The 13210-nt window shown below is 35.1% G+C and carries 7 protein-coding genes; 5 read left to right on the top strand and 2 right to left on the bottom strand.

Annotation, left to right across the window (positions count from 1 at the left end; translation table 11 throughout):
• Nucleotides 1–153 precede the first annotated feature (153 nt).
• A complete protein-coding gene (locus KEM10_RS16810; RefSeq protein WP_244825965.1) occupies nucleotides 154–2619 on the top strand; it encodes a TonB-dependent receptor in 2466 nt (821 codons plus the stop codon).
• 26 nt (nucleotides 2620–2645) lie between these two features.
• Nucleotides 2646–3341, top strand: a complete 696-nt coding sequence (locus KEM10_RS16805; RefSeq protein ID WP_212217194.1) for a hypothetical protein — start codon at nucleotides 2646–2648, stop codon at nucleotides 3339–3341.
• 70 nt (nucleotides 3342–3411) lie between these two features.
• Here KEM10_RS16805 and KEM10_RS16800 read toward each other — a convergent pair whose 3' ends face one another.
• Nucleotides 3412–3900 (bottom strand): hypothetical protein, encoded by a 489-nt coding sequence (locus tag KEM10_RS16800; protein WP_212217193.1) that lies wholly within the window; start codon nucleotides 3898–3900, stop codon nucleotides 3412–3414.
• A gap of 336 nt (nucleotides 3901–4236) precedes the next feature.
• On the opposite strand from KEM10_RS16800, the gene KEM10_RS16795 reads away from it, so the two are divergent.
• The 3 genes from KEM10_RS16795 (at nucleotide 4237) to KEM10_RS16785 (ending at nucleotide 8592) form a co-directional block, all read left to right on the top strand.
• On the top strand, nucleotides 4237–5667 hold the full coding sequence (locus KEM10_RS16795; protein ID WP_212217192.1) for a sensor histidine kinase: 1431 nt from the start codon (nucleotides 4237–4239) through the stop codon (nucleotides 5665–5667).
• 243 nt (nucleotides 5668–5910) lie between these two features.
• Nucleotides 5911–7503, top strand: a complete 1593-nt coding sequence (locus KEM10_RS16790; protein WP_244825963.1) for a sulfatase family protein — start codon at nucleotides 5911–5913, stop codon at nucleotides 7501–7503.
• 297 nt (nucleotides 7504–7800) lie between these two features.
• Nucleotides 7801–8592 carry a pyrroline-5-carboxylate reductase family protein gene (locus tag KEM10_RS16785; RefSeq protein WP_212217191.1) on the top strand — a complete coding sequence of 264 codons (792 nt, stop codon included), beginning with the start codon at nucleotides 7801–7803 and terminating at the stop codon, nucleotides 8590–8592.
• Nucleotides 8593–8914: 322 nt separating this feature from the next.
• Here the strand turns inward: KEM10_RS16785 and KEM10_RS16780 are convergent, their stop codons facing one another.
• Complete coding sequence (locus tag KEM10_RS16780) at nucleotides 8915–12442, bottom strand: family 78 glycoside hydrolase catalytic domain (protein WP_212217190.1); 3528 nt, start codon at nucleotides 12440–12442, stop codon at nucleotides 8915–8917.
• Nucleotides 12443–13210: the final 768 nt, after the last annotated feature.

The raw sequence follows: 13210 nt of genomic DNA, 5'->3' as shown, positions 1-13210 counted from the left end.
GAAGTGTTCTTGGCATAAACTTGGCATGAGCGAGGTCGACCAATAGGTCTGTAATTTTATCAATTAAATTAATACAAAAACTATTAAGTGATGAGAATCCGGTTTTTCAGATTCATTTTGATTTTATGTGTGGGGCTATTACCTATGGCTCTTATGGCACAAACCTCGGTTAAAGGAGTACTGGTTGATCAGGCAACTGGAGAGGAATTGATTGGTGCTTCGGTTATTGAAAAAGGAACTACTAACGGAACGGTAACTTCCTTTGATGGTACATTTAGCTTTGATCTTCAGGGAGGTGAAAAGATGCTGGTATTTAGTTATATCGGTTATAATACCATCGAAAAGACAGTAGAAATTTCTGGTGTCGAATTGGATTTAGGAATAATTCAGTTAGGAAGTGACGAAGTTGGCCTTGATGAGGTTAAGGTGGTTGCCAATTTTGCGGTTGATAGAAAAACACCTGTGGCAGTGTCAACCATTCAACCCAAAACAATTGAAGAAAAACTGGGTGCTCAGGAATTTCCTCAAGTATTAAAAGCCACGCCCGGTGTGTATGCAACCAATGATGGTGGTGGTTTTGGAGATTCACGAATCACTTTACGTGGTTTTGATACTGATAATATTGCGGTAATGATCAACGGTGTACCGGTTAATGATATGGAAAACGGTAAAGTATACTGGAGTAACTGGTCAGGTTTGTCGGACGTAACGCGCACTATGCAGGTGCAACGTGGTATGGGAGCTTCTAAATTAGCGGTTCCATCTGCCGGAGGTACCATTAATATTTTAACAACCACTACTGATAGCGAAGCAGGTGGGAATATCTATTATGGAATAGGTAACGATGGTTACGAGAAAATGGCCTTTACCGCTTCAACTGGATTAAGCGATAAAGGATGGGCTTTTACATTCTCGGGTTCACATACCGAAGGTAATGGATGGGCCGATGGTCTTCAATTCGAAGGCTGGAGTTATTTTGCCAATGTTTCTAAAATAATTAACGATAAACATACTGTTTCTTTCAATGCTTTTGGTGCGACTCAGGAGCATGGTCAACGTCGTACAATGATGACTATGGATGAGTGGAATAAGTATGGTCGTAAGCATAACTCAGATTGGGGTTACCTGAATGGTAGCGAATACAATGGAAGAACTAACTATTATAGCAAACCTCAATTGTCGTTAAATCATTTTTGGAATATCAATGATGATTTAAACCTGAAAACGGTTGTTTATGCATCATTCGGACGGGGTGGTGGTATTGCCGGATTTGGTGATGATCGTAACTTCAATGATTACCGAATTGGTGATAGCCGTAGCTTAATTGATTTTGATCGTTTGTATCGCGAAAATGCTGTTAACAGAGAGTCATCTACCTATATGGTGGCATCAACTAATCATCATAATTGGTATGGTGGAGTTTCTACTTTAGATTGGGATATCAACAATAAGCTTAAATTCATTGGAGGTGTTGATGGACGCTATTATTTCGGACAGCATTACCAGGAAATTTCAGACCTTGTTGGAGGTGAATATACGGTTGTTACCCGCGATGTGCATGGTGTTTCAACAAACCACGTAGCTCGTGTAGGTGATAAGGTAGGATACGACAATGACGGAGAAGTACTTTGGGAATCTGTTTTTGGACAATTAGAATATTCTGAAGGACGACTTTCGGCTTTTGCCAATCTGGCTGCAGCTAATGTATCGTATCGTCGTATCGATTATGGTAACTATGCTTATGGCGATCATATTTCACCCTGGGTTCATAGTCAAACTATTAGCTTGAAAACAGGTGTTAACTTCAATATTGATGAGAAGAACAATGTGTTCTTTAATACCGGATATTTCCAACGTCCTCCTATGATGAATGCAGTATTTATGAATCATACCAACGCTATTAATGATGATGCTAAAAATGAAGGAATATTCAGTGCAGAGTTAGGTTATGGATTGCGTACAAAGACATTTGCTGCCAATGCCAATGCTTATTATACCTACTGGATGGATAAATCAATGGTTCGAACTATGTATGATAATGGAGAGGTTGCCGGATATGCAAATATTTTAGGCCTTGATGCTGTTCATATGGGCGTAGAGGTTGATTTCGAATGGCGTCCTACAAATAAACTAACGGTTACAGGTATGGGATCTGTTGGTGATTGGCGATGGGCTGATAATGTGAATGCTACTTTTGTTGATCAGGATCAGAACGTACTAGGTCAATACGATTTATATACTAAAGATTTAAAAGTAGGTAATGCAGCTCAGATTACTGCTGCCTTAGGTGCTAAATACGAAGTGTTGGATGGTTTAAGTGTAGGAGCAGATTACAACTTCTTTGCTAAAAACTATGCCAACTTCTCGCCAGAGGATAGAACGAGTGAAGATATGGAAGGTGTTCAGGCCTGGCAGATGCCAAACTTTGGTTTGGTTGATGTAAATGCTGTATATCGATTTAAGATGGGCAAGTTGAATGCATCTGCTTTTGGTCAGATTAGTAACCTTTTGGATACCTGGTATATTGCCGATGCAAATGACGGAACAACCTGGGATGCATCAACCATGTACATTGGTTTAGGTCGCACCTGGTCGTTTGGTTTAAAATTGAATTTCTAATAACAGACAGTTAAAGCAATAGAAAAATGAAATTACTTACGAATCTATTATATATCTTTTTTGCATTTGCCATTGTAGCTTGTGATCCGTTGGCAGATTTTCGCGATGATTTAGATGATGGCTTAGAGCAAGATGACGATTGGTTTATTTACATCTCAGACCGAATATTGGCTACTGAAGCAGAGTTTGGAGAAAATTCTCCATATGTATTAGCTGATGAGGATTATGAAAGGTCTTCCAATGAGGCTGTTGCTAAATATGGCAACTTCTCAGATTCGGCACCTTTTGAAAAATATTTGCCTGAATGTATCAGCCATTTATTCGGAAATCCGGGAGAATTAGTAACAATGGAATTTGTTTATTATGCAGGTTCTTCTATTGACTCGACTTGTTTTGTAACTTTTGTTCGCGAAACACCAGCCGATTCATCTTACTGGAAAGTGGTTCCTAACTTTGTTTTGGAAGAAACTGAGCTTACTAAAGCAACTAATAAATATACTTTAATTGGTTCTGATTACACTATGGTTGGCGAAGGATATCCAAACTTTGATTTGCGATACAATACTCGCGAACAAATTATGGCTAAAATCAATACCATTATTAAATCTAAGTTTATGTTAGATTTGGAAGAAGGTCAAATTTGGGAAGTGGAATTTGCCACTTATGGCCAGGGTGAGGAGGTTGTTGAATCCCCCATGTATTTTGAGGTTGAAATTCAATAGATAGTATACTTGAATTGAATATAAAAAGAGGAAGCCGTTCGACTTCCTCTTTTTTATATGTGATTGTTGCTTAATTGTTACTAAACATTACTGTAAATTCGCCAGTATAAGTTCCTTCAAAAACAACTCCATCTTCCATTGTTAAATCCATTTCTACAGAATAGTTATTACCTCCATTGTGTTTAATATTAACGCTTCCTGTTTGTAAATTAGAAGAGGTCATGTCAGAGCCACTGTATTCCATATAATTAGTTAGCCAATTGTCTAATAATTTGCTGCCTTCCGTTTGAGGATAACTATAGTTTCCTTCTATGGTTTCTTTAGTAAAAGATTCAACATCAATGGTTAGGGTAGTTCCTTGTGTTTCGCTTCCATCGAATAATGTGATGCCAGTATGACCAGAATCATCTATTGAAATACCTATCATTCCAGCTCCAATAATTTTAAATTGCTGATCGTTCATTTTTACTGAATTACCACTTGGTGATTCGTCATCTTTACTACAGCTAAATAAGATTAGAGGTAAAAGTGCTAGCAGGGTGAAAGTTACTTTTTTCATGTGTGTGTGTTTTAAGTAAATAAAGCTGCTAAACGATAATTGTTATCACAATGTTTCATTTTGTTAATAACATTCTTAGACTTTGTTATTCTTAATTTTATGTCAGATTAGTTAGGTGAAGAATTTCTCGATATGGTTTTACATCAAAAAAAAGGTATTTTATCTACTGATTTAGGCCTTGCATAAAATACAGGTAGGTTTACGTTTAGACGATTACAGCTTAGAATATTTAAATTCTAATTTTGTTTCATGTAAAGTTATGCATTTAATAATGCTCTCTGCTATTACTGTTTGTCATGCTTTGCAATACAAAATGTTTCAGGCGACAAAAGAACAATGAGTGATTCAATTAAATCGAATAATCTAAAAGATGAGTTTGATGTTTATTTAAGTAAGGTTTTTCTTAATAAACTTACATACATATTGTTGGCAGGCATTGTTATACTTACCTACTACTTATATTCAGACTGGAATGTCAGAGACAGTATGGGGGCTGTTTATACACGCATTCCATCCTTAATTTTAATAAGTGTTTTACTAGTTATTCATTTAGCATATCAGAGTAAATTTTACAAGTTTAAAAGAGTTTTATACATTGTAATCTGCATTGCTTTGCAATTAATGATGTACGGTAAATGTCTGGTTCATCTTCATGAACCTGCGTTGGCTCCCAGTGTAACCGGAACAATCTTAGTTATCTTCTTAATCTCTCTTGATATAAAAGAAAATACCTCTGTTTCATCCATTATTTACTTTTTACCAGTTGTTGTTTTTTCTGCCTTATTATTTTTTGTCAGGCAGCCATCTGCTAAAGAGTTTTTTGTGCTTGCTGATGTTTATCCTATCATATTTGTTGGTTTTGCTATTAATCGTATTCAGTACAGGCTTCGCTTTCGGTTATTTAAGAGCAACCATCTTTTAAAGTTAGAACAGCATAAAACAAAGGCTCTTTTTAAAGAAACACTCCAATTTAATACTGAGCTGGAGAAAAAAGCAAAAGAAGCAATTGCAATTAAGGAAGAGATTCAACAAAAGAATGAAGAACTGAACAAGAGTAATGCAACCAAGGATCGATTTCTGGGGATAATAGCCCATGATCTAAAGAACCCTATCAATACAATTTGGGGTTTATCCGATTTACTTATAGTTGATAGACAAATAGAGGAAGAGGAACAGTTTAAAATTGTTGAGACCATTAATAAATCTGTTCAACATACCCATGACTTACTGGAGGATCTTTTAAGTTGGGCACGAGCTCAGAATAAAAGTATTGTTTTTGATCCGTCAATGGTCAGAGTCAATGATATTATTGAAAAAGAGTTGCAGGTGCTGAATCAGATGGCAATGAATAAATCAATAAAAATCAAAAATGTTATCAAGGATGATTTGAATATTTTTGTTGATTCACAGATGCTAGAGGTAATTGTTCGTAATCTTGTATCTAATGCTATTAAATACTCCTTTTTAGAAAGTAGCATTATTATTAATGCAAAAGAGGTGGTAAGAAACGATCAGGAAGGTGTTGAGATATGTATTCAAGACTCAGGCATTGGTATGGATAATGATAAGCTTGCAAAACTATTTACAATTAGTAAAGATATTTCAACAAAAGGTACCTTAAATGAGGATGGTACCGGATTAGGACTACTTCTTTGTAAAGAATTTATAGATCTTCATAAAGGAATAATTGAGGTTGAAAGTGAACCGGAAAAAGGAAGTACATTTTCATGTTTTTTTCCACTTCAGGTTAACCTTGAATTGAATTAGTAAAAACGTTTTCTTTCTATCTATTAAACTTCAAATTTTAACATTAAACTTATTCAAAATCCAGATAGTGCAATTCTTTTTCTTATCTTAAAAGATTGAAAGGCAGTATGGCTCATTGTATTGGGGGTGAAGTATTTTAATGGTTAATAGTTGGTATGAGCTTTCATAAGGTTTAGCCGGAGGTTAGTTGTCCAGTAATAAAGACAAGGTGAAGGTTTTGAAGAATTATTAAATCAGCATAAAATGAAACAACCAATTCAAATTCTGTTCTTAGTCCTGTTCGTAGTTTGTTTTAGCAGTTGTAGAACTTCAGGATCCAAAGAAAAAACGAAAACGATTAAACCTAATATTGTATTTATTTTTAGTGATGATCATGCTTATCAGGCTATAAGTGCTTATGGAGGACGATTAAAAGATGAAGCTCCCACCCCAAATATCGACCGAATAGCAGATGAAGGTATGTTGTTTAATCGCTGTGTAGTAACCAACTCAATTTGTGGTCCTTCACGCGCAACTATCATCTCCGGAAAATATGGTCATTTAAATGGTTTTGTGTCCAACGAAGGAGGAACGCAGTTTGATGGTTCACAATTAACCTTTCCAAAAGTACTTCAGCAAGGTGGATATCATACAGGTATTATCGGTAAATGGCATTTAGGATCAGAACCAACTGGTTTTGATTATTGGGAAGTGCTTCCGGGGCAAGGTTTTTATTATAATCCTAAGTTCAGAACAGTCGATGGTATTCATGAAGAAACAGGTTATGTGACTGATATTATTACCGATAAAGCAATTGCCTATCTTGATTCGGTAAGGACTTCAGATGAGCCTTTTATGTTGATGGTGCAACACAAGGCTCCACATCGAGAATGGGAACCCGGACCTAATGAATTGTCTTTGTATAAGGATGTAACATTCTCTGAACCTGAAACTTTGTTTGATACTTATGAAGGCAGGGGAAGCGCAGCTAAAGAACAGGATATGACAATTGATCTAACCATGCGTATGGATAGGGATTTAAAGATGTTTGAGAATGAAAAACTGGGAACTACAGCCCGCTTGAATAAAGAGCAGGAGAAAGCCTGGGATAAAGTGTATGATCCAATCATTAAATATTATCGGGAGGCTGATCTTTCTGGTAATGATTTGGTTCGATTTAAATATCAGCGTTATATGCAAGATTATTTGGCTTGCATTGCCGGGGTAGATAAAAGTGTTGGTAAGATTCTGAATTACCTGAAAGAAATAGGTTTAGATAAAAATACAATTGTTGTGTATTCTTCCGATCAGGGATTTTACTTAGGTGAACATGGTTGGTTTGATAAGCGTTTTATGTACGAAGAATCGTTACGAACCCCTTTGTTGGTGAAATGGCCAGGAGTTATATCTCCAGGTACACAAAGTGATGATATTGTTTCAAATCTTGATTTTGCAGAAACATTTTTAGATATGGCTGGCTTGAATATTCCCCAACAGATGCAGGGAGAGAGCTTTGTTCCTATTTTAAAAGGAGAGACGCCAGCGGATTGGAGAAAAGAATTCTACTATCATTATTACGAATACCCAAGCTGGCACATGGTTAAGCGTCATTATGGTATTACTACTGATCGTTACAAACTAATCCACTTTTACTACGATGTTGACGAGTGGGAGCTATTTGACTTGAAGGAAGATCCACATGAAATGAATAATGTTTATAATGATGAAAAATATGCTGACGTGAAAGCTGACTTACATGAAAGGTTAATCAAGCTAAGAGAAAAATATAAGGATTCGGAAGAACTTACTCAGGATTATCTTCAGAAATCACTTAAGACATTAAAACATTTGAAGTAAAAAAATAGCAATTTTTTTGTGTATCTGATTGTTGTTAATTACTTATTATAAGTCTGTGTGTAGTGGTTTTGCAGGTAAAGAAACTTTTTTCACGCTTACTAATATGGAGTTTTGAATCAGGGGACTAATAACTGATAATGTTCCCCAAAAAAATAGAAGATATTAATTGTTGAATTAGATGCATTTGATATGAAAAAGTGGTAAATTTTATGGGATTATAAATTTCCGGTTTAGAATTACTTCTTATGCAATCGCGTGTTATCATATACTTATCAATTCTCATCTAATGCAATTATTATGAAAACAAAATCAATAGGTTTTATAGGCGGTGGACGAATTACAAATGTTTTTTTGCAAGGGTTTCAAAATAAAAACCTGAATTTTCGTTCAGTTAAAGTTTGCGATACTAACTCTGATGTACTTGCTGGATTAAAAAAGAGATTTCCGGAAATAGAAACAACAACAATAATGGATGATGTTTTTAATCAAGAAATCATCTTCTTAGCTCTTCACCCTCCTGTGATAGCCGAAAATATAACTCAGTTAAAAGGGCAGGTAAATAGCGATGCAATTATTATTTCTCTTGCCCCGAAATTCACAATGGATAAAATTAATGAACTCACAGGGGTGAATAAGGTTGCTCGAATTATTCCTAATGCTACATCGTTTATAAATCAAGGCTATAATCCGGTTTGCTTTTCCGAATTTATTGGCAGTGAAGAGAAAACTTCAATTATTGATACCTTAAGTGTATTAGGTAGTACATTCGAAACAGAAGAAAGTAAATTGGAAGCTTTTGCTATAACTTCAGCTATGTTACCTACTTACTTTTGGTTTCAATGGAAAGAAATAGAGAAGATTGCTGTTGGTATCGGACTTTCAGAACAAGAAAGTAAAGAGGCTATTTATCAAACATTACAAGCATCTTTAAACATCATGTATAAGTCTGACATGAACTATGAGGAGATGGTAGATTTGATTCCAATTAAGCCTATTGGTGCATCAGAGGACGAAATAAAGGATATCTTAAACAGCAATTTAAAATCTCTTTTCAATAAAATTAAACCGCAGCAGTTAATTAATCATTAGTTCGATAGTATACATGGATGTATGCAAATTTTGCTTGTAAAGTATTGGGACTAATGGATGCTAATGATGCTGTTGCTACTTACTTTGTATTGATAAAAAGTAAAATGATTTGCTGATAGCATTCATATGCCTTAGAAATTTATATTAGAGCCAACGATTATTTCTTTAGATATTATAAATGGAAAGAGCGGGTTACTATCACCTCGCTCTTTTTGTTATTATTCAGTTTTCGTTAATGATGTTAGGAATATCTTTATTAAGCTTTTCTTCATCAATTGAGCATTGATATAGCTTTATTAAATATAAAAGCGGAAGATATTTATTATAAAACATCAAAAGTGTATTCTCCTGAATTTATCTTATAAATTGCTTTTCCATTCTCCATTTTTATAAAATTGATGTTTTTATCTTTTAACTGTTTTTTATTCAATTCCACCTTTTGATTGTCAGCCACAGGTATATAAACAGTAGCAGAAGTATTAGCAGGTACCACAAAACGATAATGATAAATACCATTCTCAATATTCCAGCTGCTTTCTATTCGTCCATACATTGAATCGTAATGCCCTTTCGCATATGTCATTTCACTTGTTGGATCAGGTTCGGGTTGTAAAATAAAATGCTTAAAACCCGGGAATTCCTCATCACGTGTAATCCCTAAAGAATAATTATACATCCACGAACCAACGGCTCCAAATGAATAATGATTAAAAGAGTTCATACTATTATTCCCACCAAAACCATTGGTGTGGGTATATGAGTTGAGTCGTTCCCAAATGGTAGTGGCTCCTTGAGTAACCGGATATAGCCATGATGGATAAGAAGTTTGTTGCAATAGTTTGTAGGCAATTTCAGAATATCCATTATCGCTTAAGGCTTTATTTATCCAGGCTGTGGATATAAAGCCAGTCATTAATGAGTATGGATCACAAACTGGTCCATTATCAATTTTATTCTTGCGTTTGATGGAGGTGATAAACTGATCTAATACTTTTGCTTTTTTGCTATCTTCAATGATGTTGAACGCAAGTGGAAGAACATATGATCCTTGTGTGTCAATCATCTTTCCTTGGAAAGCCGTTTTTCCACTTTCTCCATCAATATAGATCTTATTAAAAAAGGATTTACGATTTTTATAAAGATCTTTAAATGCTATCTCATCCTCTTTTTTACCAAGAACGGAGGCCACTTTTATCATTATCTCCAGATCAAAAATAAAATAGGATTCCCACAAGAGTGTTTTCTCATTGCGGCTGTCCTCCAAAGATAACCAATCACCCAAAGATGACCATTGATTGCGTTCGTCTTCGCACAAAATACCTGAATCAGGATTAATTCTGGAAGTCAGATATTCAATATATTTCTTCATGGCATCATAATGCTCTTTTAATAAATCAACATCACCATACTGTTGATACGATTCCCATGCAACAGTAATTCCGGCGCTGCCCCATAAGGTTTCACCAAAACCGACATCTAACGGAGCAACATTGGGGAAATGTCCGTCTTTTCTCTGAAGGTCTCGCATGGCAAGCATGTGTCTTCTAAAGAACAAAGGAAGATCAGCTAAATAAGTAGCCGTTCTGGAAAATACAGAAATATCTCCACTCCAACCTAACCTTTCATTCCGCTGAGGGCAGTCGGTTGGTATTGAAACAAAATTACCGTAGGTTGACCAGGTTATGTTTTTCCAGAATTGATTAACTAAAGGATTAGAAGTCTCATAACCGGAGTTTAATTTATGAACCGAACTTAAAACAATTCCTTTTACAGCCTCCAGAGCTAATGCTTTATCGATGCCTGTGATTTCCAAATATCTAAAACCATGATAAGTAAATCGGGGTTGAATAATTTCAGTATCACCACCTTTAGTAATATAAATTTCCTGAGCCATGGCAGCCCTGATATTTTCCATCATTAACATACCTGTGTTGGCTTTATATTCTGGTAGAGTAGGGTATAATACCTCTGAGAAACGTAGTATGATTTCTTGCCCGGCATCCATATTTTCTAACGTAACTTTGGGTATTCCTACCATATTTTGTCCCATATCGTAGATAAAAACACCTGGTCGAACTTCCTTTACATCAACAGCATTTAATTCTTTTACAGCTTGGACAGAAGGATCAATCTGACCGATCATATTAGCATCTTTGAAATCATCAAAGTCAGGCCAATTAGAGGTGTTTTCATTACTTACAGTACCTTCTGTTGTAATGACTGTAGTCTGGTGCCAGCTTGAAGCATCGTAGTTTGCAGTACTCCAGCCTTCAATTTCTTTTTCTTTTCGGGCGTCATAAACCTCGCCCTGAAACATGCTTCCATATCGGATAGGCCCATTATTATAATAAGTCCATGTCTCGGGATTGGTCGTAATCACCTTACTGCTTCCATCTTTATAAGTTATAACCAATTTGGCCAATAAGGATTGTCTGTCACCATAGAAATTCCAATAATTCCCAAGGAAAGTAATTCCACCGCTCCACCAACCTTCTCCCAGGATGGCTCCGATGGCGTTTTGGCCGGTTTGAATATATTCACCAACATCGTATGTTTGATATAAATGCGTTTTATTATACTGTGTGTTTTCGGGACTGAAGTAACTATTTCCTATTCTTTGGCCGTTGATATACATCTCATAGATTCCGCGGGCAGTTACATATAAACGGGCCTTTGCTATTTCTGATTCAGATGAGAAGGTTGAACGTAATAATGGCATTGAATTTCTACTTGGATCAGCAAAAATCATATTACCAGACATTCCTCCATCAAGTAAATAAGCTTTATAATTCACTGGTAGGTCTGTAAATATTCCATTATATGGTTGATTTTTTAAATCTTCTGAGAATATAATGTTTGATGGTGATCTGAAATTGCTAATGGTTATGTTGGAAAAAGCAGCCTTTTGATTGGCAGGAATGTCGAATCCAATATCACCTACAACAGGGAATGCAATATAATCACCGCCACGCCAACCAATAGGATTCACATATATTCTACCTACTCTATTTCCTTGAGTTGTTCCATCTATAAATAGTTGTGTTTCTCCCAGGTTAGAATAAATGTTAATTTGATGACTCTCATATTTATTATCATTATTGATAATCAGCTCAGGAATAGAAAAAGTTTTAAAGGGTACGTCTTTTTTATCATCAGGATGATATCCAACTCTGTAGATATTTAATGTAGCAGGCTTACCTGAGTGTAAATGAGAAATATCAAGTTCAACTTTTAAATACGATTCGTTTTTAGTGCTTTCAATATTAAATAGGTTTTTATTTTTATCCATTAAGCGGATGTCGTTGGCCCCATAAATAAATCCAGCTTTTACAGATTCTGAATTTTCATCCAGTTGAATATTGTATTCGATTTTGAAAACAGGAAGGTATTGAGAATAAAGCACCATGTCATCATCATTACCTCCAATCCATTGGGCGTTATTCCAAGCAATGGATTGATGATCTGAATTCATAGGTCCGGTTTCAAACCATGATTCGGCAGTGTGTTGCCTATTATGGTTATCCCACACTTTTACGCTCCACTTGTATCGTGTTGTAGCAGCTAGTGGTGCTCCTGAATACTTAATATTAAGTGATATATCTGTTTTTGTTTTTCCCGTATTCCAAACTATTTCTCCATATTCATTTATCACCTCTATTTGATAGGCAGATTGTTTAAATCCTCTCTTTTTTGAAGGAACTTGCATCTGCCAACTGAAATTGGGTTTTTGAATATCAATACCTAATGGAGTTTGAGTGTATTCAACCTTTAAATTGGTAATTTGAACTTCGGCTCCCCAGATAGTAAAATGGACGAGTAATAAAAGCAGGATAATAGAAAGTTGTTTCATAATTGGGTTTTTCGATAATATGTTGAATTTAGACAAACAAAACTAATGGTATCAAATCTTTAATAGTGTCAGTTTTTCACGTTTTAAGTATCATAATTTGACATTATTTGGTAAGTGTTGATTTAAAATTGAGTCATTTTGTTGAGAAGATGCTACTTACAAACATTTCTGAATTCAGTTTAATGAAGAATTAGAGTTTCAACAGAGAACTAGTTAAACTTGATAACCAGAATTGGAATAAGTATTTTCTTCTTTTAAGTCAGACTAAGTTTATGTGTTTTCTAGTCAACGCATATGGTAAACTTTTAATGCTAAAATTATAGGTGATAGTTTATTAAGCTATTCTAAAATGAGGAATTGAGGGCAGTTGAAAGAATTTTTAATACCCTCTCTGGTGGACCAAATTTGAGGATTTCAAGTCCACCTGAAATCCACCTCAAAACATGCTTTTTTCTGCTTTTGGGTGCACACATTTGCGCATTAAAAACCCTGTAAGTGTTGGAATACTGGGTTTTGCTAAAGGGAGTGAAACCTTTGTCTCAAATTGTAAAAAAATAATTATCTTTTGAATTAAAAAATTATATGAATCTATGTTGTTAATGTTGGTTCATATAATCTTGCCATTTTATTAAGATATACTTTTTATATCCGTTTACACTAGTTTCCATAAATCCATATTCGTAGCAGAATAAATATAAATTACCATTCTTAGCTTTCCAATAATGTGTGAAATATTTTGGGTTAAATCCTTCAGCTAAGAGATCAGTC

This window comes from Carboxylicivirga linearis, assembly GCF_018271995.1.
Classification (GTDB): domain Bacteria; phylum Bacteroidota; class Bacteroidia; order Bacteroidales; family Marinilabiliaceae; genus Carboxylicivirga; species Carboxylicivirga linearis.
This window is presented reverse-complemented; position numbering and strand designations above follow the sequence as displayed.